This is a genomic window from Paenibacillus sp. FSL H8-0283, assembly GCF_045040675.1.
In the GTDB taxonomy this organism is placed as follows: Bacteria; Bacillota; Bacilli; order Paenibacillales; family Paenibacillaceae; genus Paenibacillus; species Paenibacillus amylolyticus.
In genome coordinates, this window is sequence record NZ_CP150295.1 from 2,494,347 (window position 1) to 2,519,009 (window position 24,663).

The following is a 24,663-nucleotide window of genomic DNA, read 5'->3' on the forward strand; positions in this document are numbered from 1 at the left end:
TATGAATAATTTGCGCCCAGTAGGGATTATTGGTACAGGGAAATATGTGCCTGAGAAAATTTTGACAAATAGCGATCTGGAGAAAATGGTCGATACCAATGACGAGTGGATCGTCAGTCGTACAGGAATCAAAGAGCGTCACATCGCTGCACCCGATCAGGCAACTTCTGATCTGGCATACGAAGCGGCGATTAAAGCCCTTGAATCTGCAGGGATGACAGGCAGTGATCTTGATCTGATCATTGTTGCAACCATTACACCGGATTCTTCGTTCCCATCGACAGCCTGCATCTTGCAGGACAAATTGGGTGCAAAAGGTGCCGCGGCATTTGATCTGTCGGCTGCTTGTTCCGGATTTGTATACGGTTTGGCTAGTGCTACGAGCTTCATCCAAAGCGGTATGTACAACAATGCACTTGTCATTGGTGCGGACTGCTTGTCTCGTATTACGGATTATACAGACCGTAACACTTGTGTCCTCTTTGGTGATGGAGCAGGGGCGGTAGTCGTTGGTGAAGTTCCGGAAGGTCGCGGATTCAAAGCGTTCGATCTCGGTGCCGAAGGTGCTGGCGGTAGTCTTCTTCAGATGGAAGGCGGCGGTTCCCGTCTGCCTGCTACTGCAGAGACCGTTGAAAATAAAAAACATTACATCAACATGAACGGTCGTGAAGTGTTTAAGTTTGCGGTACGTGTCATGGGGACGGCTACCATTGAGGTATTACGCAAAGCTGGTATGGAGCGTACGGATGTGGATCTGTTTGTTCCTCACCAAGCGAATATTCGGATTATCCAATCTGCGATGCAACGCCTTGAACTTCCTGAAGAAAAGGTTGTAGTCAACGTGGATAAGTATGCAAACACATCTGCTGCTTCCATCCCGCTGGCTCTGGTAGAAGCAGCAGAGGAAGGTCGCATGAAAGCCGGAGATACCGTTCTGATGGTTGGATTCGGTGGCGGTTTGACATGGGGTGCATCGGTACTCATTTGGTAAAATAGACATCTGGGAGATGAATGAGATGGGTAAAATAGCATTTGTATTTCCCGGACAGGGATCACAGGCTGTAGGCATGGCCAAGGACGCGTATGAGTCCGTGCCTGCGGCAACCGAAATTTTTCGCACAGCAGATGAAACATTGGGTTTCTCTCTGAGCAACCTTGTATTTGAAGGACCGGAGACCGAGTTGAAACAGACATCAAATACACAACCGGCTCTGTTGACAGCAAGTATTGCCTTGCTGGAAGCTTTCAAAGAAAAAGGAATTCAGCCTGACTATACGGCTGGACACAGTCTGGGAGAATACAGTGCACTGGTGGCAGCGGGCGTTCTTTCGTTTGCTGACGCAGTGAGCACTGTGCGGGCACGTGGTCAGTATATGGAACAGGCAGTACCGGGTGGACAAGGAGCGATGGCTGCTGTGTTGGGTGCGGATCGGGAAGCGCTGGGGGTGCTTTGCCGTGACGTATCTGAAAGTGGTCATGCGGTTGAACTTGCCAACATTAATTGTCCGGGACAAATCGTCATTTCTGGTGTGAAGGAAGGCGTAGCTGCTGTTGCGGAACGAGTGAAAGAAGCAGGAGGTAAACGCGCCATTGCATTGGAAGTAAGCGGTCCGTTCCACTCTTCATTGATGAAGGGTGCAGCTGAGAAGCTGGCAGAGAAACTGAAAACCGTTACGTTCTCACCGGCAGCGATCCCTGTAGTCGCTAATGTGACTGCAAGACCTGCAGAGGATGGACAGGTTCAGGATTTGTTGACAGCTCAGGTCTATTCTCCTGTATTATGGGAAGACAGTGTGACATGGCTTATTGAGCAAGGCGTGGATACGTTCATCGAGATTGGATCTGGCAGTGTATTGACCGGTTTGATTAAAAAAACAGATAAAACCGTAAAACTGTACAATGTGAACAGTCTTGAAACGCTCGAAGCAACGGCAATTGCGTTGAAGTGATTAGCAGGGATTAGATTTGGGGAAAGGAGGAATGATTATGTCTAAACCATTAGAAGGTAAAAATGCACTCGTTACCGGGGCATCCCGGGGCATTGGGCGCAGTATTGCACTGGCACTTGCAGAAGCTGGAGCGAACGTAGCCGTGAATTATGCGGGTAGCCAAGCGGCAGCTGAGGAAGTGGCGGAAGCGATTCGTGCCAAAGGAGTCAAGGCAATTACACTCCAAGCCAATGTTGGCCTGATGGATGAAGCTGAACAAATGGTCAAAGCCACACTCGAAGCATGGGGCAACGTTGATATTCTGGTGAACAATGCCGGAATTACCCGTGATAATCTGATCATGCGTATGAAAGAGGAAGAATTCGATCAGGTTATTGAAACCAATCTCAAAGGTGTGTTTAACTGCCTTAAGGCGGTTACACGTCCAATGATGAAACAACGGTCGGGAAGAATTATCAATATCTCCTCGGTTGTAGGTGTGCTCGGTAATGCTGGACAAGCGAACTATGTTGCTGCCAAGGCAGGAGTCATTGGCCTGACAAAGGCATCTGCTCGTGAACTGGCTTCTCGTGGAATCACAGTTAACTGTGTTGCACCAGGTTTCATTGAGACAGATATGACAAAAGAGTTGTCCCAGGAGCTGGTGGACGGTATGCTAAGTGGTATTCCGTTGTCCCGTTTGGGTCAGCCGGATGAAATCGCCGGTGTAGTCACGTTCCTGGCTTCACAGGCTTCATCTTATATGACAGGGCAGACGCTGCATGTGGATGGTGGCATGTACATGTAATTCTTCCCGGACTTGAACAATAGTCGGGGAACAGGCGCTGGACGATCCGAAATGCCGGAAAAAGGCCGGGTTCCCCGGCCGGGAGCCGCATATGTCTTCTATGGCATTTTGCCTGCGATTCTCGTATAATACCAAAGAAGGAGGTGAACCGGATGTCCGATGTATTGGAGCGTGTAAAACGCATCGTCGTCGACCGCTTGGGAGCAGACGAAGCTGAAGTTACACTTGAAGCATCTTTCAAAGAAGATTTGGGTGCTGATTCTTTGGATGTAGTGGAATTGGTCATGGAATTGGAAGATGAATTTGATTTGGAAATCTCTGATGAAGATGCAGAAAAAATCACGACCGTAGGTGAAGTTGTAAACTACATACAATCTCATACCTAAAGTCATTTTTAGTCCCGCACATGTTTTCGAACAGGCGGGACTTCTCATCATTCATTGGTTTTTCTCATTCCGCAAGCAGCTCTACTCAAGCAAGCCTATCTTGGTTGAGTAGATGTCTGTTTGCGGATATTCCCACAAAATACTTGCGTAATGCAGTCGATATAGAGGTGACTCGGTTTGAAACAAAGAGTAGTAATTACCGGAATGGGCGTAATGACATCGCTCGGAAAAGATTTGGAAACGTTCTGGGGCAGTTTAATGGCAGGAAAGTCCGGAATTTCTCAGATTGAGGCGTTTGATGTTAGTGAATACACGACACAGATTGCAGCCGAGATCAAGGATTTCAACCCGGAAGAATATATGGATCGCAAGGATGCTCGCAAAATGGATCGTTTTGTACAGTTCGCTGTGGCAGCCGGCTTCAAAGCCGTTGAAGACAGTGGTCTGAAAATTAACGAGAATATTGATGCAGAGCGTTTCGGTGTATCCATCGGATCAGGTATTGGTGGATTGGGTACGTGGGAGGACCAACATAATGCATTGTTGCAAAAAGGTCCAAAACGGGTAAGCCCATTCTTTATTCCCATGATGATCTCCAACATGGCTTCAGGCCAAATGTCCATTTCTCTTGGTGCCAAAGGTCCTAACATTAACGTTGTTACCGCTTGTGCAACAGGTACACACTCCATCGGAGATTCTTTCAAGCTGATTGCCAATGGTGATGCAGATGCCATGATCTGTGGTGGTGCGGAAGCAACAATCAGACCAACGGGTCTTGCAGGGTTCTGTGCGATGCGCGCAATGTCTACACGTAATGATGATCCTGCGAAGTCAAGCCGTCCTTTTGATACAGAACGTGATGGTTTTGTTATGGGCGAAGGCGCTGGTGTTATGATTCTGGAATCCCTGGAACATGCTCAAAAACGTGGTGCACGCATTTATGGTGAAGTGATCGGTTACGGTCTGACAGGCGATGCACATCACATGACAGAACCAGATCCGGACGGAGCAGCACGTTGCATGAAGATGGCACTTCGTAATGCGGGCATTGAGCCTGAAGAAGTGGACTACATTAATGCACACGGAACTTCGACGCCTGTAGGCGACAGATCCGAAACGCTTGCGATCAAAAAGGCGTTTGGTGATCATGCGTACAAGCTCGCTGTGAGTTCCACTAAATCCATGACGGGCCACATGCTTGGCGCTGCTGGTGGTGTAGAAGCGGTTATCTGCGGATTGTCACTGACACATCAGACACTGGCTCCAACGATTAACCTGGAAAATCAGGACCCGGAATGTGATCTGGATTATGTACCAAATGTTCCACGTCAAACCAAAGTTAATATTGCCATGTCCAATTCATTTGGATTCGGCGGTCACAATGCCACCATTATTCTCAAAAAATTTGAAGCATAAGGGGCTAGTTCGTTTGAGTGAAGATCTGAAGCAGTTACAACATAAACTTCAAATCAAATTTGACAACAGGCAGCTTTTAAAACAAGCGTTTACCCATGCTTCTTATGTAAACGAACACCGGTTCAGTCAGCATCAGGACAACGAGCGTCTGGAGTTTCTGGGCGATGCCGTGCTGGAACTGACTGTATCGGAGTACTTGTATCATTTGTATCCTAACCGTCCGGAAGGTGAATTAACTAAGCTGCGGGCATCCATTGTCTGTGAGCCTTCCCTCGTCAAATTTGCTGAAGCGTTGGGTTTTGGGCAGTATGTACTTCTTGGTAAAGGTGAGGAACTAACTGGAGGACGGACACGGCCGGCTCTGCTGGCAGATGTGTTTGAATCTTTCATTGGTGCATTGTATCTGGATCAGGGGCTTGCGCCTGTTCGGACATTTCTTGATCAGCATGTCTTCCCATTAATCGTATTGGGCAGCAAGCTGCAAATGAGTGATTACAAAACGGAACTGCAGGAACTTACTCAGCATCACAATATGGGAGCTTTGGAATACCGTATCGTTGAGGAACGGGGACCTGCCCATGAACGTGAGTTTGTCTCGGAGGTCCATATGGGTCAAGAAAGGCTTGGCAGAGGTACAGGACGTTCCAAAAAGGAAGCGGAACAACAGGCTGCATCTGCAGCACTTGATCGACTGAAGCTTCCGGAAGCCGGAGCTTAACCGATAGCGCATAGACAAACGAAGAGCAAAGAGCAGCCCGCGGGTCCGCCCCGGCGGAAGTAATCGGCCGGACTGCTTTTTGCTCTTTTTTTTGTAAAGAGGTTCAGGGGGAGTTAGCCTGATCGTTAACTAAATAAGTGAACTTTATTTTGGTTCAATTTATTTAGGCGCTGGAATGCAATACTTGAAATTTGCAAGAGGAGGTGACGAGAAACCCTATGTTTTTAAAACGGATTGAATTGGGTGGATTCAAGTCATTCGCCGACAAAACGGAGATGGAGTTCGTTCGTGGCATTACGGCTGTTGTAGGTCCGAACGGAAGTGGAAAGAGTAATATATCGGACGGAATTCGCTGGGTTCTGGGGGAACAAAGTGCTAAGTCGCTGCGTGGTGGCAAAATGGAAGATATCATCTTTGCAGGTAGTGACGCACGGAAAGCCGTTAATTTCGGTGAGGTGTCGCTTACACTTGATAACGAGGATCACGCACTTGCATTGGATTTTGGTGAGGTGACGGTGACTCGTCGTGTACATCGCAGCGGAGATAGTGAATATTTTATTAACAAACAATCTTGTCGTTTGAAGGATATCACGGAGTTGTTTATGGATACCGGCATCGGTAAGGAGGCCTACTCGATTATTGGACAGGGGCGAATCGAAGAGATTCTGAGTACCCGTTCAGAGGATCGCAGAGGTATCTTTGAAGAAGCTTCAGGTATCGTTAAATATAAATCCCGCAAGCGGGATGCGACGCGCAAACTGGATGAGACAGAGCAAAATTTGCTGCGTATTCATGATCTGGTGACTGAACTGGAAGATCAGATTGGCCCGCTAAAGGAACAATCGGAGAAAGCGATCCACTATAAGGAACTTCGTTCTCAGCTCAAATCGCAGGAAATTTCCATGTATGTGTACCAGATCGAACAGATTCATGCTTCCTGGAGTAAGGCAAATGAGCGCCTGCAATCGCTAAAACAGGAAGAGGTTGGACTGGCGGCGATTGTCTCTACGCATGATGCCAAGCTGGAAAATGATCGGAATGCGCTGCGTATCCTGGAAACAGAGACAGAGCAACTGCAAGCCGCTTTATTGCAATTCAGTGAAGCGACAGAGAAAAGTGAAGGGCTTGGAGAATTGCTCAAGGAGCGCTCGCACCATCTGCAAACAAATCAGGAGCAGCTCAAAGTAACGCTTGCCGCCAGTGAAGAGAGACATCGCGAACGGGAAACCGAGCTGCTTGCACTGCGTGAGAAGTTTGGCAAGCTTGAGCATGAACTGAATGATGTGAGAAATCAGTTGTCTCAAGAAGAAGCCAAACTCATCGGTGTCACAGGTGGCATTAGTCAGCAGCAAGAGGAAAGCCTCAAAGGCAATTTGCTGGAACTGATGAATCAGATGGCTCAGACACGCAATGAAATTCGTTATGTGGATCAGCAGAAAGAAACGCTGGAGCGCAGAATGAATCGCGCGGCTGAAGAATCAGGCAAATGGGAAGAGCAGAAAGAGACACTGGAGAGTCGCAAAACGGACATTGAGAAAAAAGTTGTTCGTTTGGGCAAAGAAATCAGCGATCTACGTGGTGGATACATTACGGAAAGTGAACGACTCCAGTCGCTGCAGAAGCTGCTTGAAGAAAGTCGGGGTACGGTCCGTAAATGGGAACAGAAGCGTGAAGCTCAAGTTTCCCGCCGCGATACGATGAAAGAGATGCAGGATGATTTTGACGGATTCATGCTGGGTGTCAAGGAGGTTCTCAAGGCTTCACGTAAAGGTACGCTGAGCGGTGTTCATGGAGCTGTGGCTGAACTCGTAAAAGTTCCCGAGAAGATCGAACTTGCGGTAGAAACAGCAATGGGAGCATCCTTGCAGCATGTGGTCATGGAAAATGAATCAGTTTCCAGACAGGCAATTGCTTTTCTGAAGCAACGCCAGTTGGGGCGTGCAACGTTCCTGCCTCTGGATGTCATTCGTCCTCGTGCCATTGGAGCGGCTGAACGTTCTATGATTGAAGGTATGGAGGGTTTTGTGGGGATCGGTGCTGATCTTGTACAATTCGAATCCAAATATGCTTCAATCATTGGCAGCTTGCTCGGTAATGTTATTATTGCCGAAACGTTGGAGGTCGCCAATAAAATTGCGGCTCGCTGTCAGTATCGTTTCCGGGTTGTGACGCTTGAAGGTGACGTGGTCAATGCGGGTGGTTCCATGACAGGTGGTAGCCAGCACAAGAAAAATGTGAGTCTGCTCAGCCGGAAACGGCAGCTGGACCAGCTCGACCAGGATATTTTGGATACGGAAAATCAAATCGTGAAACTGCATCGCAGTGTGGATGATGTAAAAGTCCAACTGGAACAGTGTCAGGACAAACTGGATGAACTTCGTCAGTCCGGTGATGATACCCGAAATGCAGAACAGCAGGCTTCGATGGAAATGAAACAGGTAGAGCATGAGCTTCGCCATGTGCTTGAACAGGTTGCCGTTGCCGGGCAGGAGAAGAGTGGCTTTACCGAAGAGATCAAAGAGCTGGATACGGCTCGGATCGTCGCTGTGAAGAAGCTGGAGCAGCTTGAAGAGGAAGAAAAAGCGACTCATCGTGCCATTCATGCAGCCGAGTTTGCTCGGAAAGCCAATGAATCCGCGAAGGAAGAATTGCAGAGCCAACTCACCGAATTGAAAGTGCGCGAAGGCAAGCTTGATCAGGAGCGATTCTCCAATGGAGAACAATTGCGACGTCTGGAACGGGAAGTAGAGTCTCTGGTGAAAGATCTTCGTCAGAATCGCACGTTGCTGGCTTCGATGGAAGCAGATCTCAAGAAAACACAGACCGAGAGTGTTAAACAGATTGAAGATCTGAACCAGTATAAGCTGAAAAAAGCGGAAGCTTCCCAGGAGCTGGACTTCAAACGTGCTGCCCGAAGTGAGTTGTCGAAAAAGCTTGAGCTTGCCGAGAGCGAAACGAAGGAACAGCGCACGCAGTTAAAAGCTGTGGAAGAGCAGATGCGACAGACGGAAATTTCCGTGAACCGGCTGGATGTTGAGCTGGAAAATATACTGCGAAAACTGACGGATGAATACGAACTGGGCTATGAACTGGCCAAAGAGCGTTATCCTGTGCCGGAAGACGTGGAGCATACACAGGCAGAGGTACAGAAGCTGAAGCGCAGTATATCCGCCCTGGGTGATGTGAACCTGGGAGCGATTGAGGAGTTCCAGCGAGTCAATGAGCGATACGAGTTCCTGAGTGAACAGAAGAATGACCTGGTTGAAGCTAAAACAACGTTGTATCAGGTTATTCGGGAAATGGAAGACGAGATGGCGAAGCGATTCAAGATCACGTTTGATGCCATCCGCCGTGAGTTCGGTACCGTGTTTAGCAAGCTGTTTGGCGGGGGACGTGCTGACCTTGTTCTGATGGACCCGGAGCGCTTGCTTGAAACGGGAATAGATATCGTGGCTCAGCCACCAGGCAAGAAACTGCAAAACCTGCAACTGTTATCCGGTGGGGAGCGGGCTTTGACGGCGATGGCTTTATTATTTGCTATTCTGCATGTCAAACCGGTACCATTCTGCGTGTTGGATGAAGTAGAGGCAGCACTGGACGAAGCTAACGTGGTACGTTTTGCCCAGTACTTGCGTGAATTCTCCGAACAGACACAGTTTATCGTTGTTACCCATCGTAAAGGTACGATGGAAGAGGCAGATGTGCTGTACGGTGTTACAATGGAAGAGGGCGGAGTATCCAAGCTTGTTTCGGTTAAACTGGAAGATGAGGAAGCAGTAATTGCCTGATCTGATCCAAACCTGAGAGACAAACGAACTCATTGTAATCATTGAAAATCATTCAGATTGAGCATTTTTGCAAAACCGCTTAGATTATGTACACGATGGAGGGGCTTTATGAGTTTTTTTAAAAAGCTTAGAGACAGCATTGCAAGCAAAACGGAGTCGGTCACCAAACAGTTTAAGGATGGATTGGAAAAGACACGTAAAGGGTTAGTGGAAAAAGTATCGGATCTCGTAATCCGCCGCAAAAAAATCGATGAAGAGTTCTATGAAGAACTGGAAGAGATTTTGATCGGAGCAGACGTTGGTGTGAATACAGTCATGAATCTGATCGAAGACCTGCGCGTTGAGGTGAAAAAACGCAAAATTGAGGATGCGGCTGAGCTACAGCCTGTATTGTCCGAGAAACTGACGGGTCTTCTTCGCGGTGAACAGAATAACGAATTGAAAATGAACCCGGATGGCATTACCGTCATTTTGTTCGTTGGTGTTAACGGTGTTGGTAAAACAACAACGATTGGCAAGCTGGCACATCGATTTAAACAACAAGGTAAAAAAGTCATCATGGCAGCTGGAGATACGTTCCGTGCCGGAGCCATTGAACAGCTGGAAGTATGGGGGCAACGTGCCGGTGTCGATGTGATCAAACAGCAATCTGGTTCTGATCCAGCAGCGGTTATGTATGATGCGGTACAGGCAGCGAAACAACGGGGTGCGGATGTTCTGCTCTGTGATACAGCAGGTCGTCTGCAAAACAAATCTAACCTGATGGACGAGCTTAACAAGATCTATCGTGTCATTCAACGTGAAATTCCGGATGCTCCGCATGAAGTACTGATGGTACTGGATGCAACAACAGGTCAAAATGCTTTAAACCAGGCTAAACTTTTCGGTGAGAAAAGCGGTGTAACAGGCCTCGTACTGACGAAACTGGATGGAACAGCCAAAGGGGGGATCGTTGTTGCGATCCGTCAGGAGCTGGACTTGCCTGTGAAGCTCGTAGGACTTGGTGAAAAAATTGATGATCTGCAGCCGTTTGATTCGGAGCAATTTGTGCATGCTTTGTTCGCCGGATTGATCCAGGAACAGCCAGCGGAAAGTGCTGAAGAAGAGGAAGCTAATTCCTAGAATCATTAATAATAGGATGAATTAATAATGTTAACCGTATTGCCAGTGATATACGTGATAAGTGTCACGTGTAATGTCACTGGCAATACGTGTATAATGGAGGAATAAAGCAGGTAATGTCAAAGGGTTAGAAAGGACGGTTGAAAATGGCCAATACGTATACCTATTCTCGCCGTGAAGAAGTCGCCAATGCGGTGACACATGGAATCGGCGCTGCACTCAGTGTAGCTGCACTGGTGATATTGATTGTATTTTCAAGTATGAAAGGCACGGCTTGGCATGTGGTCAGTTTCACGATCTACGGAATCACCATGCTGTTGCTCTATACAAGTTCTACACTCGTGCATGCATGGAAAGATGGAAAAGTGAAAGATTTATTTGAGATTTTCGACCATTCTTCCATTTATTTATTTATTGCGGGATCGTACACTCCGCTTTTGTTTATTGCTGTTCGCGGTACACTTGGATGGACCCTGTTTGGTATAATCTGGGGTATCGCATTATTCGGTGTGATCTTTAAGGCATTTTTTACGAAAAAGTTTCTATTCATGTCCACGATTTTCTATATTGCGATGGGCTGGCTGATCGTTATTGCCTGGCAACCTCTTATGGCGGCCATTCCTACAGGCGGCATTGTGTTGCTGGTTGCTGGAGGCCTGATGTATACACTTGGTACGCTCTTTTATGTATGGCGTGGATTTCCGTACCACCATGCGATTTGGCATCTCTTTGTGTTAGCAGGCAGTATTCTTCATTTCTTTATGGTACTGCTGTACCTGACACCACTTCGTTAGAACACCATAGACGGATGCATCTCCACGGACTGAGACGCATTCGTTTTTTCTTCTACATAGAGGTGGGTCGCAGGGACACAGATAGAATTTGCTTGTAGTGAAGAAGGGGATAAAGCACCCGTTAAACATCGAAATAACGTATCATCAGAGCTGTTTTTATTGTGACAAGTATTTTTGCTTGACAACCTGATTTGTTTTAGGTATTATTAGGAACGTTGCAAGAGTGTAAAGTGTTTTTCCTTGACGAAGGGAGTGCCCCGATGTGAGTCAAGAAAATCGGCTTGAGAAGACAAACCGGATTAACTTGCTGTTTGCTTTTTATGAATTGTTACTTACCGAGAAACAGCAGACTTTTCTAAAGTATTACTTTCATGACGATTTCTCACTTGGTGAAATTGCAGCCGAGTTTGAGATCAGCCGCCAGGCGGTATACGAGCATATCAAGCGTGCCGAACAAGTGCTGGAAAATTACGAAAGCAAGCTGGGCTTGCTGGAAAAGCATGAACGGCGTAATCGCAATCTTGAAGATTTGCAAAATGCATTGGAACGCGCAGGCGTCTCCATTGATAACAACAAACAAATACACGATATCGTTGCTCAGCTTAGTGAATGAAATATTGGCTGAGCGGAACGGATCGGTCTTGAAAACAGTATTAAAGCTTAAGGAGGTGGGATCATGGCATTTGAAGGATTAACGACCCGATTACAGAATGTGTTCAGCAAGCTGCGCGGCAAAGGCAAGGTGTCTGATGAAGATGTAGCCGAGGCTATGCGCGAGGTACGTCTGGCATTGCTCGAAGCGGATGTAAACTTCAAAGTGGTCAAGGAATTCATCGCCAAGGTGAAAGAGAAGGCTGTTGGCAAAGAAGTGATGGAGAGCTTCACGCCAGGAATGGTCATCATCGACATCGTTAACAAGGAACTAACGGATTTGATGGGTGGAAGCCAAGCGAAACTGGCTAAAGCGAACAAACCGCCTACGGTGCTGATGATGGTTGGTTTGCAGGGTGCTGGTAAAACAACCACATCGGGTAAACTGGCTAAAATGCTGCAAAAGCAAAACAGCAGACCATTGCTTGTTGCAGGAGATATTTATCGTCCCGCAGCGATCAAACAGTTGCAAGTACTTGGCGAGCAGATCAAAGCGCCGGTATTCACACTGGGAGATCAGACAAGCCCTGTTGAGATCGCACGTCAAGGTCTTCAACATGCGAAGGATAACGGTAATGACTATGTTATTATCGATACAGCTGGACGTCTGCATGTTGATGAAGAACTGATGGAAGAACTTCGCCAGATTCACAGCGTAGTGAATCCGGATGAAGTACTGCTTGTCGTAGACAGCATGACAGGTCAGGATGCGGTTAACGTAGCAGAACACTTTAACCAGCAGCTTAATCTGACCGGGGTTGTCCTGACAAAGCTGGATGGAGATACTCGTGGTGGTGCTGCGCTTTCCGTCAAAGCAGTTACGGGTTGTCCAATCAAGTTTGCTTCTCTTGGAGAGAAACTTGACGCTTTGGAGCCGTTCCACCCGGAACGTATGGCTTCACGGATCCTCGGTATGGGTGATATGTTATCTCTGATTGAGAAAGCACAATTAAACATTGATACCGATAAAGCCAAGGAAATGGAACGGAAGATGCGTAATGCAGAATTCACGTTTGAAGATTTCCTGGAGCAGATGGATCAAGTGAAAAAGCTGGGACCAATCGATCAGATCATGGATATGATCCCCGGCATGGGCAAGATGAAACAAGCCAAGGATCTGAAGGTTGATGATAAACAGATGGGCCGGATCGAAGCGATCGTTTACTCAATGACGACCGAAGAGAAACGTAACCCGGACATGATCAACCATAGCCGCCGGAAGCGTATTGCTACCGGAAGCGGAACATCTCTGGCTGAAGTAAATCGTCTGATCAAGCAATTTGATGAGATGCGCCGCATGATGAAACAGTTCTCGGATATGATGGGACCTAAAGGCGGCGGTAAAAATAAAGCGATGAAGCAGCTTAAAGGTATGGGTAAAGGAATGAAGTTTCCTTTCCGTTGATTTAAGCGAAGCTGGATCATATACAGATTTCATTGAAGGAGGTGAATTTTCAAATGGCAGTTCGTATTCGTCTGAAACGTATGGGTGCTCACAAAGCTCCTTTCTACCGCGTAGTGGTATCGGATTCCCGTTCCCCACGTGACGGTCGTTTTATCGAGGAGATCGGTTACTACAACCCGGTTGAACAACCGGCTGTTGTTAAGATCGATGAAGATAAAGCATTGGCATGGCTTCAAAACGGTGCACAAGCATCTGACACTGTCCGCAACTTGCTTAGCAAAGCGGGCGTGATGAAGAAGTTCCACGAGTCTAAATTATCTAAATAAAGTGCTGATTCGGAGGGTCATCTATGGAAGAATTAGTAAGCATAATTGCTAAGGCTTTAGTCGATCATCCGGAAGATGTGACGGTTCGGACGGTTGAGAAAGACCGGCTTGTCGTTTATGAGTTAACCGTTCATCCTGACGATGTCGGGAAGGTAATTGGTAAACAAGGACGAATCGCGAAATCACTTCGTACGGTCGTCACATCAGCAGCAGTTAAGATGGATAAACGGGTTACCGTTGATATCATATCTTAAAGATATACGAAAGGGGGTTAGGATGCATGTCCTAGCCCCTTTTCGTGCATGCTGAACTTAATATGTTGAATTAGATATTGAATTAAAATATTTTGGGTATGAGTGACTTCGGAGCAGTGCAGGGGACGGGATCGATTCTGGAGAAGCGTCAGCGTTCGCCTTTATCACCTCATTTTCGTCTTTTAAAGTAAGTTCGAAAAATGAGGGGGTAACAGCGATCGAAAGAACGAACCGTCGCCGGAACGACCGTACGAGAGTCGAAGTAGCTGTTTAGTTTGATTTAATTTCGTAGGAGGAACGTATGGCAGAGTTTATGAATGTAGGTAAAATCGTTAATACGCATGGAATTCGCGGTGAGGTGAGAATCATGCCTATAACCGATTTCCCAGAAGTGCGTTTCGCGAAAAATGCAGAGTTGTTTTTCTTTACACCAGATAATCATCCCGTCATGGTTAACGTGGAATCTGCACGTTTGCATAAAAATATGTATATTCTTCGTCTGAAAGAGTATGGCAATATTAATGAAGTAGAGAAGTTTAAAGGCGGTATGGCCAAAGTGTTAAAAGAGAACCTCGCTGAGCTGGAGGAAGGTGAATACTACTTCCATCAAATCGTTGGGTGTTCGGTTATCACCGAAGAGGGTGAAACGCTTGGAACCATTTCTGAAATTTTGACTCCGGGTGCCAATGATGTATGGGTTGTCAAAACGCCAGCAGGTAAAGAAGTGCTGATTCCCGTTATTGATGATGTAGTACTTGATGTGGACATCGAACAGCAGCAAGTGAAGATTCACCTGATGGAAGGGCTGCTGTAACATGAAAGTGGATGTATTAACACTATTCCCGGAGATGTTTGATGGCGTATTCGGAGCAAGCATTCTGGGTAAAGCCCAAACGAAGGGGCTGGTGTCCCTCGGTGCAACCAACTTCCGTAATTATGCGACCAATAAGCACAATACGGTCGATGATGCTCCTTACGGTGGGGGTGGAGGCATGGTGCTGAAACCAGATCCGATCTTTGCTGCTGTTGAAGATGTACTGGAGCAACGCGGAGAAGCCGCGGCAACCATGAAAGCTCCACGTATCATTTTAATGTGTCCGCAAGGTGAGACGTTTACACAGAAAAAAGCAGAAGAACTTGTACAGGAAGATCATCTGATTTTTATATGTGGACATTATGAAGGTTACGATGAGCGAATTCGCGAATTTCTCGTGACGGATGAACTATCCATTGGTGATTACGTGCTCACTGGTGGGGAATTGCCTGCTATGGTTGCGATCGACAGCATCGTACGCCTTATTCCCGGTGTGCTTGGCAATGAGACAAGTGCTGTGACGGATTCATTCAGTACTGGACTCCTCGAATATCCACACTACACACGTCCACCCGAGTTTAGGGGCATGAAAGTACCGGATATGCTGTTGTCGGGACATCATCTGAACATTGAGGCATGGCGCAGAGAACAGTCGTTGCTTCGTACGCTGGAGCGCAGACCGGAGATGTTGGAAACGGCTGATCTGACGGATAAAGAACGTATTTGGTTGAAAAAGATACGCTCAAACCGTAAACATAGCACAGAATAAGTATATGTATCGTATAAACACGTAAATATATCTTTTTATAGAGTTTGAAAAAGCCAACCTTGATACCAAAGGTTGGCTTTTCTTATGTGTTTTGTAAAGAAAGCTGGATATTCATTGGGTAATTCTATAAAATGGAGGTATATTTTAAAACTAAGTTTCACTAAATGAAACCAAAGGCGGTGTAAGAATGAATTACAATATTATTGGTCTTGATCATATTCAGCTCGCAGCACCAGAAGGCTGTGAAGAGGAGGCACGTCATTTTTTCAATAAAGTTCTGGGCTGGACGGAGATTCCCAAACCTGAAATTCTGAGAAAACGGGGTGGTGTATGGTTCGAGTGTGGCAGACACCAAGTGCATATTGGGGTACAAAAAGATTTTATTCCCGCCACAAAAGCTCATCCGGCATTTCATGTACAACATTTGGATCAGTTACGTGATCATCTCATTCATAACCAAATTCATATTGTCGATGACGAAGCAAGAGTAGATGAAGGTGTAAGACGTTTTTATATAAATGATCCTTTTGGCAATCGTCTTGAGTTTTTAGAGTGGGCTTAAAATCATTCGTTTAAATCGTTTATTACGTAGGCACTTTTTTGCAACTTTGAACATTTTTGCATGACCACATAATAGGGTTGTAAAAAATAGGGGTTTTCTTTATGGTGAACTCAGCTGGATTTGAATAACAACGATAAGCTGAGGAGGAAGATGATGAGCATTCAGCCTTATGAAATCGCCAGACTAAATATTAGCCAAGCCGGAGAACGCTGCAAAATGCTTTTAGGAGATCTAAACGGGGATGGCAGACTTGAAATGTTGCTGGTACAGGCAGATGGGGGTATAGACGATCGGTATGTCCCGCATCAGGTATGTTGTTTGACTGCGTTTGATCTGGAAGGAACATTACTATGGCAGGTCGGAACTCCTGATCCCGATGCAGGGGGTCCGGGTTCAGACTATCCCGCTCAGGTCGCAGATTGGGATGGAGATGGAAATAATGAAGTATTGTGTGTGATGGACAAACAATTTCTCGTGTTGGATGGCCGGACCGGAGAGATCAAAGAAACACGTGATCTGCCAGGTGATGAAGCACATGACTGCATTATTCTCGCCAACCTGACGGGTAACCAGCATAGAATGGACATTATACTGAAAGACCGCTATAAGACGTTGTGGGCACTCGACCATGATTTTAATTTGTTATGGAAGCATGAAGGGAATCCAGGACATTTTCCATGGGTATACGATATCGATGGAGATGGGAAAGATGAAGTGATGGCCGGATATGACATGCTGGATCATGATGGGACATTATTATGGTCTTGTCAGAATCTCGATGATCATGCTGACTGTATATGGTTTGGCGACGTTGACGGTGATGGGCAAGTCGAGGTTGTCATTGGTGGCAGTGTTACGGTCATGATGGACCGCTACGGAAATGAGAAATGGCGTTATGAAGATTCAATTGAATCACAGCATATTGCGTTAGGCCATTTTTGTACTGGAATGGAAGGTTTACAGATTGCAGGTCTGGACCGGATTGTCCGGGGGGATGAGCATGGTAAGGATGGAATGTTCATGCTGGATAGCGCTGGTAAAGAAATTTGGAAAGAAAACCGCACAACTCGGGGCTGGTTAACCATTATAGAGCCTGTGTGTAACTGGGATGAGGGTGGACTCGATTATATTTTGGCGTATCGCCGAGGGGGAGATGTGTTGCCTTCTTTGGTAGATGGAGATATGAAAACGGTTACTGAATTCCCGAAAGAGGGATATGCGGTACATGCAGACCTGGTTCAGACGGGGAAAGAGCAGATCATCATCTATGACGCAGAGGAAGCAGTGATTTATTCCAGCTCTCCGATGACATTATCACTTACCGATGCAAAAAGAGCCAAGCCTCAGCTCAAAAGGCTGTATAGCTCGACTCTGTATCCGGGCGGTGAAGTTAAAATCTAGATTTTACTGATCATTCTCCGATGCAGGTAATTCGTTCTGCGGATTGGATTTGGGTTGAAGCAACGTCGCCAAATCAGTACCTGTCGTGACCGTCAAGCGAGGCAGCCTCATGGGATGATCTCCTGGATGCACAAATCCAGACTTTACGGTAAAGGCCATGCGATATCCATGTTGTTGTAACTTGTAGATCATCTGTGTGCTGGTATAACCAAAAGGATAGGCCAAATAAGGTGTGTCTATTCCGATTTCCTTCATTTGCTGGATATCATCATCCAGAAGACTGGTGTCCAGACCGACAGGTACGCTGGTCCCACAGCGCATAAATCCCTTATGATGCAGGTTATAGGTATGGCTGTTGTACTCAAATACGTCGGTTGCTGCCTGCATCTCTGGCTTGGAGATGAAACTGTTGATGGCGGGCTCAAATACCGAAGGTTGATCCTGAATTTTACTGCCTATGACAAACAGCGAGGCATGAAAATTATATTTCTGAAGCACAGGGTAAGCTAAAGTATAATTGTTCTGGTATCCGTCATCAAAGGTAATCACAATGGACTTCTGTGGCAGGGAAATCTTCCCGCTAACATATTGTTCAAGCTGATTCAATGTAATCGAGCGGTAGCCTTCATCATGCAGGTATTTCATATTTTGCTCAAAATCCTCCAGATTAATGATGGATTTATTATCTGTCTCGTGATTATTCAGTTTGGGCTCTATGTAATGATACATCAGCACAGGAACTTCTGTAGCGGTACCTTGTTCAATCCTAAAGTTAGAACGATCCAGCGCAGATTGGCTAGAGAAGTCAGTGTGTGACAGCTCGAATGCTTTGCGTTTGACTATGTCCCAGGATGTGCAGGCTTTGTGTGACAGTGCATTCGTTGGGTGAGTTACGGCATATGAATATAGTGTAATGGAGCATGTGAGCATGGCGAGTAGGGCAAGTGTGATCTTTTTCCAATATTTCATAAGTCTTGGGATTCTCCTTTTAAAGTGGTCAATAAGTTATATCATAGACGATATTACTACACTGGAAGTTACAGTATTTTTTCCTGTATTAGGTTGACTTGCAGATGAGAGCGTTGATTCACTTTCCATACGGGAGAATGTATTTTAGAATGAAGTTAACATGTGATGGATGAGTTTCAGAGTGGCAGATTGAACAATAGGCATTTGTTTAATTTCTCTTGTGTTTTGATATGCTGCGTGATACAATAAGTCTGTTATGTGGAATACGGCGGTCCTCTATGGATGATGAAGGAGACAAGGTGATCTCTGGAAGAAGTATGAACGCCTGTATGGAAGGAGGGAGTCATAGATGAATATCGTTCAAGCGATTACACAAGAACAACTTCGCAAGGATCTTCCGAGTTTTCGTCCTGGTGACACTTTGAAAGTGCACGTTAAGGTAATCGAGGGAACTCGCGAGCGTATCCAATTGTTCGAAGGTGTTGTGATTAAACGCCGTGGTGGTGGAATCAGTGAGACTTTTACAGTTCGTAAAATTTCTTACGGTGTAGGTGTGGAAAGAGCTTTCCCGCTTCATTCCCCTAAAATCGATAGAATCGAAGTGGCTCGCCGTGGTAAAGTTCGTCGTGCGAAGCTTTATTATCTTCGTGAACTACGCGGTAAAGCAGCGAGAATTAAAGAAATTCGTTAATATAACGGATACCGGGAAGGGCTTGGAGACAAGCCCTTTTCGTTTTTGTCCGGGAAAAGTTGAACCGGAGGTACACTTCCGAGTAAAATGGTATGGCAACACATGCGGGGAATAGTCCGGGAGGCTTGTAAAATCAGTTATTGATAACATTTGAATTGTGGATTAAATGTACTGTAATGCTTGGTGTAAGATTACATAACTGATGTGAATGTTTTGTATCCATCCATTGAGTTATTGGAACGATACAGAATGCTGGATGTGTGTACTGCTATAAACATGTACTGTGAAGAGAGGAAGATCTTGAATGGAACAAGAAGTTCAACATGACCGGGGCAATCCTGCCGAAGAGAAAGACAGTCGATCCAAAAAAGCCAAAAATGAAATTGTTGAATGGCTTAAAGCCATTGTTATTGCATTAGTTCTCGTCATTCTGATTCGGTGGTTGCTCTTCAAACCGTTTGTTGTGGACGGTCCGTCCATGCAGCCGAACTTTGAAACGGGTGAACGTGTGATCGTCAACGAAATCTTATATGATATCAGAGAACCGAAGCGCGGTGAAGTTATCGTCTTCCACGTACCATCCGAAGGTCGAGATTTCATTAAACGTGTTATTGCTGTAGAAGGTGATACCGTTGAGGTTCAAGACGATACTGTGATGGTTAACGGTAAAAAGGTTGATGAAACGTATATTCAAGGAGCCATTGATGCAGCTGAAGCAAATGGTGGAACCTATAACGTGAAGGATTTCCCGAATGAACAGTTCCCTGATGGCAAAGTGCCGGCAGGTCATGTGTTTGTCATGGGAGATAACCGTCCGAATAGTACAGACAGCCGTATGATCGGTTATGTTTCTTTAAAAGATATTATTGGTCGTGCAGATGTGATTTTCTGGCCGATCGGTGAGATTAAGTGGATCAACCACTGAATTTGAAGTAAATAATGAGGTGAAGACAAGTTGACGATACAATGGTTTCCAGGTCATATGACTCGAGCCAGACGCCAGATTCAGGATAAGTTAAAGCTCATCGACGTGGTCATCGAACTATTGGATGCCCGTCTGCCTGTCTCCAGCCGTAATCCAATGATCGACGAAATATTGCTGGATAAACCCCGGATGATTTTGTTGAACAAATCCGATTTGGCAGATGCAAAAGTGACGCAAGAATGGATTGAATATTTCAAAAAAGAAGGAATTACCGCTTTTCCTGTAGATGCTTCGACGGGAACCAATGTTAAAGATATTCCCGTGCAGGCCAAGCTTCTTCTTAAAGAAAAAATTGACCGTCAAATTGCTAAAGGGATTAATCCTCGTGCGGTTCGCGGATTGATCGTAGGGATTCCCAATGTAGGTAAATCAACACTGATTAACCGACTGGCTGGACGGAGTATTGCGTTAACAGGAGATCGTCCTGGTGTGACGAAGGGGCAACAGTGGATCAAGGTAGGCAAAGAAATGGAGTTATTGGATACTCCAGGTATTCTTTGGCCTAAGTTCGAAGATCAAAATGTAGGTTATCGTCTTGCCGTAACTGGTGCGATCAAAGAGGAAATTTTGAATGCAGAGGATATCGCCTTTTTTGGAATCAGTTACCTGATGCGTTATTACTGGGACGCTTTGGAAGAGAGATACGGACTTCAGGATTTCTCCAAGGATGCAGATGATTCAGATAGTGTTATTGCAATTATGGAACAAGTCGGCCGTATACGTGGTTGCATTGTAAGCGGTGGACGTATTGATCTGGAAAAGGCATCACGAGCATTTCTGCGTGAACTGCGAGCGGGTAAAATGGGACGTTTCTCTATGGAAGCTCCTTATTAAAAAATGGACTCTACACGATGAAGATCATTATCTTCATTTGTTCATTTCATATATACAAGTGCCGAAAGAAGCGGCCGTTACCGGATTACCGGGAGCGGTCGTTTTTTGTGTATACAAACGCGGAAGTAGAGCTGGAACATACGTCGAAAACGATAAAATGGAAGAGGATTGAAGAACAGTACGCTTTATGGAATTGGCTGACCTATATATCAGGTGCATCAAAATCGTGCTATGATAAATGGTGGTGCAATTTAAATTAGACGAGGTCTGATATATTCAATTTAAACCATCAAATACCGATAAATGAAGACATCACTATCTTTATATTATAAATCTCAAGGAAAAGTTTTACTGAGAGAGACAGGTTGTACAGAACAAAAGACAGAGGATCTACGTCTATATTATAAAAAGTTGTAAGTGATACGTATGCTGAAAAAGCGTGGGTAGAGGAGATGAGCGTTATGGTTGAAAATAATGAAGAGATCGGGTTGAATCTACTGGATACTCCGATTGGACCAAAGAAGAAAAAAGAAGTCAGTGAACCTCGAGATCTGTTGCTCTATGAGCGGGAGTATTGGGACAGTGGATTTGAACGTATTGCTGGTATTGATGAGGTGGGACGGGGCTGTTTGTTTGGGGATGTTGTGGCAGCGGCGGTTATTTTACCGAAGGATCTCATCCTGGAAGGCGTGAATGACTCCAAGAAATTAACGGAGAAAAAACGTGATGCATTATATGACATCATTATGGAAAAAGCGCTGGCGGTAGGTATCGGGTATGCGGATGCAGAGACAATTGATCGGCTTAACATCAAACAGGCTGCGAGACTTGCGATGAAACGTGCGGTTGAAGCATTGGGAGAAACTCCTGATTATATGCTGGTGGATGCCGAGAAGGTGGATGTGAATGTACCTCAACTGTCCATTATTAAAGGGGATGCTAATAGTCAATCGATCGCAGCGGCATCTATTATTGCCAAGGTAACGCGAGATCGGCTGTGTAAGGAAGAATGGGATACGTTATATCCGGAATATGGTTTGTCGATACATAAAGGATATGCAACAAAAGTTCATCGGGAGCAAATTATGGCATTGGGGGCAACCCCGATGCATCGGCGCAGTTTTCTGGGCAACCTGCTTGGAGAGCAGCAATCTTTGTTTTAACACAGGTTTGAAGAAAGGAGGGGGAGAGATTTGAATATCGGTTCCATGATAAAGGGGTTAATGGGAGACAGTAAGCCCGGCAATGCCAAACCGCTTGAATTAAAGGAAGGTCAGGTGGTTCGTGGCTCCGTCGTTAGTGTATCCGATGATGGGGGAGAAGCAGTTCTGCAGATTCAAGGTGTGCAAGTGCGCGCCAAGTTGGAGACTCCACTCCGTCCGGGTGAGACCACGTTGCTTCAAGTGCAACCTCCAGGTGAAAATGGCATAACGGTAATGAAACCTATGACGGGTACACTTGCTGAGCTGCCACAAGCTTCGCTGAACAACCTGCTTAAGGATGTAGGACTGCCGGATACAAAAGGGAACCGGGAACTGTTACTTGCCATGCAGCGTAGCGGATTGCCGCTAACGAAGGATAATGTGGCTATGGTCCAGAATATGATGACTGCTAAACCTGCACAGGTACCTGTGGAAGAATGGGTGCAGGCGACGGGAATTGCTTTTCAGCGTGGTCTTCCGGTTACGGCGGAAACAGTAAAAGGATTACACCAGACGGTGTTTGGCCCCCCTCTGCACCAGTTGTTAAGCGGGTTGGCTGACCAGTTGGAAACGATGCTGACTCAAACAACAGGTAAACCACTATTGCCTGGCGAACAATCTGCTACGTTGAAACCAGCAGTCATGGTTGGTGTACCTGTTGTATCGAATGCATCACAGACGGAAGAAGGATTGGCTGCATCAGGCAATGGTCGTCAGGTGACTGGAACCGGAACACCTGCTTTGTCAACGCAACAAGGACACGGGGCGTTGGCAGGAGCTATATCCATGACGGATGGCGGGGCAGAGGATGCAGGTACTGCGGTGAAAGGAAATGTGCAGACCGGCGGAGGCACAGGGAATGCTGAAGCCGGGGCCAAGGCAGTTGCCAGCAACGTTGAAACGGCTGGCAAAGGGGGCGCAGGTATTCCGTCTGGAACCGGAATACCCGCAGAGGGCCCGCGCGGGGCTGACGCGGGCCAAGCTGGGAGCCGTCCGGGTACATCTGGGGCGGCTACTGAATCTGTGGCTGGCCGTGCAAGTGCAGGCCAGCCTGAAACAGGCGCGGCCGGGCGGACTGACGGCCGCGCTGAAACGCCTGCTGCTGCGGGGACGCCGTCCGCAGCAGGCCAGGCGGCGCCAGCAGCGCCTACGGCAGCGCAGCTGGCGCCCAAGCTGCTGGCGCTGCTGGACGCCCTGCGCAGCGCGTCCACTGCCGCACCGGCACAGCCTGGTGCGGCAGCACAGGCCGCCCCTGCATCGCAGGGCGGCCAGGCGGCTGCGGCTGCCGGAGGCGTGCCGCAGCCGTTGCCAGCCGGCGCTGATGCGCCGCCGGCTGGCGGTAGTGCCGCAGCACCTGCGGGAGCTGCGGCACTACCCGCGCCTGTCACCCACGAGGGGGACCCGTGGGTGGGGCGCGTGCTGAAGCTGCTCGGTGCGGAGCACGAGCAGCAGGCCGTTCACGGCGCGGCAGCGCAGCCGCGCGTGGGGGATGCGGCGAGTCCGGCAAATGCGGACACGCTGAAGGGCTTGCTGCTGCAACTTGCCAGCAGCGAAGGTGCACCGGCGGCGCTTAAGGATGCCGCCGGACAGGCGGTGCAGTATCTGACAGGTCAGCAGTTATTGCTGACAACAGATCGCAGTGCTACATTTGCACAGATGCACTGGTTTATTCCGATCACTGGACCGGACGGGGAAGAAACGGCGTCTGTTCAGATTCAATCACGTCGTGGATCTCGTGGAGAGCTGGATGCGTCCAACTGCCGTCTATGGTTTGATCTGGACATGAAAAGTCTTGGGCCTACTCTGGTAGATGTCCATGTGGTTAATAACATTGTCAGTCTGCGTGTATTAAATGATCGCGAAGGAATGGGAGCGCTCCTGGAGAGCGGACGAGAGGTAATCCATCATGCATTGGACAAGCTGGGCTATCAACTGCTGACCTTCAAGGCGGAACCGTGGCCTGCGGGCCAGGAGCCGGGCGCGGAACGAAAAACGCGGGCCTCGGACTATAGTCCTGAACGATACAAAGGGGTGGACTTGAAGGTATGAAAGACGAGTCGTCACAACCGGACCTGCTTTCCAAAAAGGCGGTTGCCCTAAAGTATGTCCCTGGAGAGAGCGAAGCACCTGTTGTTGTAGCCAAGGGGCGCGGCAAAGTGGCAGAAGCCATTCTGGATAAAGCCAGAGAAAACGGCGTGGCTGTTCAGGAGGATGCAGCACTTGTGGAGGTGCTCTCCAAGTTGGATCTGGATGAACAGATTCCGGCAGAACTGTATCAACTGGTCGCAGAGGTGCTAACGTACGTCTACCGTGCAGATCGAATGGCCTCAGGACGTGAGGAAAATGAGCCATGGTAGAACGTAGATTGGGTCAGGAGCCAGGATTAAAGCTCACACGACAGCAGAAAGGCCGATTAGGTGAAGAGGCTGCCTGTCAATGGTTGCGAGAGCACGATTATCGAATCATTAGACAGAACTGGCGTTGCCGTAGCGGTGAGATTGACATCATTGCTTCCTACGAGGGCTTGCTTGTCTTTGTAGAAGTAAGAAGCAGAAGTGGAGCTGCTCAGTACGGTACACCTCAGGAATCGGTTGATATGCGTAAAATGGAGCAGGTGCGTTCAACCGCATCCGTATATTTGCAAATGACGGGAGAGACGGAACTTCAGATCCGTTTTGATGTAATTGCCGTAATGCTTGATCAAGCAGGAGAAATTGTCTCTGTGAATCATATTGTTAATGCTTTTTAAGAATTACAATCGAAGTTATTGTTGTATTATGTGATACGAAATGTATCTTTTTAATGTGAGTTGGTCAGTGATTTCGAAGTACAAGTTTAAT

The 24,663-nt window shown here is 47.0% G+C and carries 25 protein-coding genes; 24 read left to right on the forward strand and 1 reads right to left on the reverse strand.

The genetic code is table 11. The annotated features are described in order from the left end of the window. The first annotated feature begins 1 nt into the window (after position 1). The 17 genes from MHI52_RS11300 to MHI52_RS11380 all read left to right on the forward strand — a co-directional run bounded on the left by MHI52_RS11300 (position 2) and on the right by MHI52_RS11380 (position 17,142). The gene (locus MHI52_RS11300; protein ID WP_076249977.1) at positions 2-991 is read left to right on the forward strand and encodes a beta-ketoacyl-ACP synthase III; all 990 of its coding nucleotides are present in this window, start codon (positions 2-4) and stop codon (positions 989-991) included. 25 nt (positions 992-1,016) lie between these two features. Next, complete coding sequence (gene fabD, locus MHI52_RS11305) at positions 1,017-1,949, forward strand: ACP S-malonyltransferase (protein WP_127543799.1); 933 nt, start codon at positions 1,017-1,019, stop codon at positions 1,947-1,949. Positions 1,950-1,986: 37 nt separating this feature from the next. Then, on the forward strand, positions 1,987-2,736 hold the full coding sequence (gene fabG, locus MHI52_RS11310) for a 3-oxoacyl-[acyl-carrier-protein] reductase (RefSeq protein ID WP_017689228.1): 750 nt from the start codon (positions 1,987-1,989) through the stop codon (positions 2,734-2,736). A gap of 152 nt (positions 2,737-2,888) precedes the next feature. Continuing rightward, on the forward strand, positions 2,889-3,122 hold the full coding sequence (gene acpP, locus MHI52_RS11315; RefSeq protein ID WP_024630176.1) for an acyl carrier protein: 234 nt from the start codon (positions 2,889-2,891) through the stop codon (positions 3,120-3,122). Positions 3,123-3,299: 177 nt separating this feature from the next. Continuing rightward, positions 3,300-4,538 carry a beta-ketoacyl-ACP synthase II gene (fabF, locus tag MHI52_RS11320; protein ID WP_036609459.1) on the forward strand — a complete coding sequence of 413 codons (1,239 nt, stop codon included), beginning with the start codon at positions 3,300-3,302 and terminating at the stop codon, positions 4,536-4,538. 13 nt (positions 4,539-4,551) lie between these two features. After that, positions 4,552-5,256, forward strand: a complete 705-nt coding sequence (gene rnc / locus MHI52_RS11325; RefSeq protein ID WP_036670338.1) for a ribonuclease III — start codon at positions 4,552-4,554, stop codon at positions 5,254-5,256. Between the two features lie 218 nt (positions 5,257-5,474). Further along, entirely contained in the window at positions 5,475-9,044 is a 3,570-nt protein-coding gene (smc, locus tag MHI52_RS11330; RefSeq protein WP_076318515.1) for a chromosome segregation protein SMC, read from the forward strand. Positions 9,045-9,152: 108 nt separating this feature from the next. Beyond that, positions 9,153-10,166 carry a signal recognition particle-docking protein FtsY gene (ftsY, locus tag MHI52_RS11335; RefSeq protein WP_036609455.1) on the forward strand — a complete coding sequence of 338 codons (1,014 nt, stop codon included), beginning with the start codon at positions 9,153-9,155 and terminating at the stop codon, positions 10,164-10,166. 146 nt (positions 10,167-10,312) lie between these two features. Continuing rightward, the gene (locus MHI52_RS11340; protein ID WP_017689222.1) at positions 10,313-10,960 is read left to right on the forward strand and encodes a hemolysin III family protein; all 648 of its coding nucleotides are present in this window, start codon (positions 10,313-10,315) and stop codon (positions 10,958-10,960) included. Between the two features lie 262 nt (positions 10,961-11,222). Next, positions 11,223-11,573: a YlxM family DNA-binding protein gene (ylxM, locus tag MHI52_RS11345; protein ID WP_017689221.1), complete on the forward strand. Its 351-nt coding sequence runs from the start codon at positions 11,223-11,225 to the stop codon at positions 11,571-11,573. Positions 11,574-11,636: 63 nt separating this feature from the next. Then, positions 11,637-13,016 carry a signal recognition particle protein gene (gene ffh / locus MHI52_RS11350; protein ID WP_017689220.1) on the forward strand — a complete coding sequence of 460 codons (1,380 nt, stop codon included), beginning with the start codon at positions 11,637-11,639 and terminating at the stop codon, positions 13,014-13,016. A gap of 53 nt (positions 13,017-13,069) precedes the next feature. Beyond that, a complete protein-coding gene (gene rpsP, locus MHI52_RS11355) occupies positions 13,070-13,342 on the forward strand; it encodes a 30S ribosomal protein S16 (protein WP_017689219.1) in 273 nt (90 codons plus the stop codon). A gap of 23 nt (positions 13,343-13,365) precedes the next feature. Further along, a complete protein-coding gene (locus tag MHI52_RS11360; RefSeq protein ID WP_017689218.1) occupies positions 13,366-13,596 on the forward strand; it encodes a KH domain-containing protein in 231 nt (76 codons plus the stop codon). Positions 13,597-13,897: 301 nt separating this feature from the next. Then, complete coding sequence (gene rimM, locus MHI52_RS11365; RefSeq protein WP_036609454.1) at positions 13,898-14,410, forward strand: ribosome maturation factor RimM; 513 nt, start codon at positions 13,898-13,900, stop codon at positions 14,408-14,410. Position 14,411: 1 nt separating this feature from the next. Beyond that, entirely contained in the window at positions 14,412-15,179 is a 768-nt protein-coding gene (gene trmD / locus MHI52_RS11370; protein ID WP_036670343.1) for a tRNA (guanosine(37)-N1)-methyltransferase TrmD, read from the forward strand. 187 nt (positions 15,180-15,366) lie between these two features. Continuing rightward, positions 15,367-15,741 (forward strand): VOC family protein, encoded by a 375-nt coding sequence (locus tag MHI52_RS11375; RefSeq protein ID WP_340982849.1) that lies wholly within the window; start codon positions 15,367-15,369, stop codon positions 15,739-15,741. A 153-nt stretch (positions 15,742-15,894) separates the two neighbouring features. Then, entirely contained in the window at positions 15,895-17,142 is a 1,248-nt protein-coding gene (locus MHI52_RS11380) for a hypothetical protein (protein WP_282322194.1), read from the forward strand. 3 nt (positions 17,143-17,145) lie between these two features. Here the strand turns inward: MHI52_RS11380 and MHI52_RS11385 are convergent, their stop codons facing one another. Further along, entirely contained in the window at positions 17,146-18,111 is a 966-nt protein-coding gene (locus MHI52_RS11385; RefSeq protein ID WP_340982848.1) for a polysaccharide deacetylase family protein, read from the reverse strand. A 349-nt stretch (positions 18,112-18,460) separates the two neighbouring features. Here MHI52_RS11385 and rplS point away from each other — a divergent pair, with 349 nt between their 5' ends. The 7 genes from rplS (at position 18,461) to MHI52_RS11420 (ending at position 24,572) form a co-directional block, all read left to right on the forward strand. Beyond that, the gene (gene rplS, locus MHI52_RS11390) at positions 18,461-18,802 is read left to right on the forward strand and encodes a 50S ribosomal protein L19 (RefSeq protein ID WP_017689212.1); all 342 of its coding nucleotides are present in this window, start codon (positions 18,461-18,463) and stop codon (positions 18,800-18,802) included. A 304-nt stretch (positions 18,803-19,106) separates the two neighbouring features. Next, a complete protein-coding gene (gene lepB / locus MHI52_RS11395; RefSeq protein ID WP_036609449.1) occupies positions 19,107-19,727 on the forward strand; it encodes a signal peptidase I in 621 nt (206 codons plus the stop codon). A gap of 30 nt (positions 19,728-19,757) precedes the next feature. Further along, a complete protein-coding gene (gene ylqF / locus MHI52_RS11400; RefSeq protein ID WP_047842466.1) occupies positions 19,758-20,621 on the forward strand; it encodes a ribosome biogenesis GTPase YlqF in 864 nt (287 codons plus the stop codon). A 461-nt stretch (positions 20,622-21,082) separates the two neighbouring features. Further along, a complete protein-coding gene (locus MHI52_RS11405) occupies positions 21,083-21,784 on the forward strand; it encodes a ribonuclease HII (protein WP_083669772.1) in 702 nt (233 codons plus the stop codon). A gap of 60 nt (positions 21,785-21,844) precedes the next feature. Next, positions 21,845-23,872, forward strand: coding sequence for a DNA ligase (locus MHI52_RS11410; RefSeq protein WP_405159042.1), 2,028 nt, complete (start codon positions 21,845-21,847; stop codon positions 23,870-23,872). After that, positions 23,869-24,180 carry an EscU/YscU/HrcU family type III secretion system export apparatus switch protein gene (locus tag MHI52_RS11415; RefSeq protein ID WP_340903692.1) on the forward strand — a complete coding sequence of 104 codons (312 nt, stop codon included), beginning with the start codon at positions 23,869-23,871 and terminating at the stop codon, positions 24,178-24,180. The genes MHI52_RS11410 and MHI52_RS11415 overlap by 4 nt, the downstream gene beginning before the upstream one ends. Beyond that, complete coding sequence (locus MHI52_RS11420) at positions 24,174-24,572, forward strand: YraN family protein (RefSeq protein WP_340982846.1); 399 nt, start codon at positions 24,174-24,176, stop codon at positions 24,570-24,572. The genes MHI52_RS11415 and MHI52_RS11420 overlap by 7 nt, the downstream gene beginning before the upstream one ends. Positions 24,573-24,663 lie beyond the last annotated feature (91 nt).

What these genes read in the sequence shown, in the direction of transcription:
- MHI52_RS11300 (WP_076249977.1), top strand. Translation starts at nt 2, where the DNA reads ATGAATAATTTGCGCCCAGTAGGGATTATTGGTACAGGGAAATATGTG.
- fabD (WP_127543799.1), top strand. Translation starts at nt 1,017, where the DNA reads ATGGGTAAAATAGCATTTGTATTTCCCGGACAGGGATCACAGGCTGTA.
- fabG (WP_017689228.1), top strand. Translation starts at nt 1,987, where the DNA reads ATGTCTAAACCATTAGAAGGTAAAAATGCACTCGTTACCGGGGCATCC.
- acpP (WP_024630176.1), top strand. Translation starts at nt 2,889, where the DNA reads ATGTCCGATGTATTGGAGCGTGTAAAACGCATCGTCGTCGACCGCTTG.
- smc (WP_076318515.1), top strand. Translation starts at nt 5,475, where the DNA reads ATGTTTTTAAAACGGATTGAATTGGGTGGATTCAAGTCATTCGCCGAC.
- ftsY (WP_036609455.1), top strand. Translation starts at nt 9,153, where the DNA reads ATGAGTTTTTTTAAAAAGCTTAGAGACAGCATTGCAAGCAAAACGGAG.
- MHI52_RS11340 (WP_017689222.1), top strand. Translation starts at nt 10,313, where the DNA reads ATGGCCAATACGTATACCTATTCTCGCCGTGAAGAAGTCGCCAATGCG.
- ffh (WP_017689220.1), top strand. Translation starts at nt 11,637, where the DNA reads ATGGCATTTGAAGGATTAACGACCCGATTACAGAATGTGTTCAGCAAG.
- rpsP (WP_017689219.1), top strand. Translation starts at nt 13,070, where the DNA reads ATGGCAGTTCGTATTCGTCTGAAACGTATGGGTGCTCACAAAGCTCCT.
- MHI52_RS11360 (WP_017689218.1), top strand. Translation starts at nt 13,366, where the DNA reads ATGGAAGAATTAGTAAGCATAATTGCTAAGGCTTTAGTCGATCATCCG.
- rimM (WP_036609454.1), top strand. Translation starts at nt 13,898, where the DNA reads ATGGCAGAGTTTATGAATGTAGGTAAAATCGTTAATACGCATGGAATT.
- trmD (WP_036670343.1), top strand. Translation starts at nt 14,412, where the DNA reads ATGAAAGTGGATGTATTAACACTATTCCCGGAGATGTTTGATGGCGTA.
- MHI52_RS11375 (WP_340982849.1), top strand. Translation starts at nt 15,367, where the DNA reads ATGAATTACAATATTATTGGTCTTGATCATATTCAGCTCGCAGCACCA.
- MHI52_RS11380 (WP_282322194.1), top strand. Translation starts at nt 15,895, where the DNA reads ATGAGCATTCAGCCTTATGAAATCGCCAGACTAAATATTAGCCAAGCC.
- MHI52_RS11385 (WP_340982848.1), bottom strand. Translation starts at nt 18,111, where the DNA reads ATGAAATATTGGAAAAAGATCACACTTGCCCTACTCGCCATGCTCACA.
- rplS (WP_017689212.1), top strand. Translation starts at nt 18,461, where the DNA reads ATGAATATCGTTCAAGCGATTACACAAGAACAACTTCGCAAGGATCTT.
- lepB (WP_036609449.1), top strand. Translation starts at nt 19,107, where the DNA reads ATGGAACAAGAAGTTCAACATGACCGGGGCAATCCTGCCGAAGAGAAA.
- MHI52_RS11405 (WP_083669772.1), top strand. Translation starts at nt 21,083, where the DNA reads ATGGTTGAAAATAATGAAGAGATCGGGTTGAATCTACTGGATACTCCG.
- MHI52_RS11410 (WP_405159042.1), top strand. Translation starts at nt 21,845, where the DNA reads ATGGGAGACAGTAAGCCCGGCAATGCCAAACCGCTTGAATTAAAGGAA.
- MHI52_RS11415 (WP_340903692.1), top strand. Translation starts at nt 23,869, where the DNA reads ATGAAAGACGAGTCGTCACAACCGGACCTGCTTTCCAAAAAGGCGGTT.
- MHI52_RS11420 (WP_340982846.1), top strand. Translation starts at nt 24,174, where the DNA reads ATGGTAGAACGTAGATTGGGTCAGGAGCCAGGATTAAAGCTCACACGA.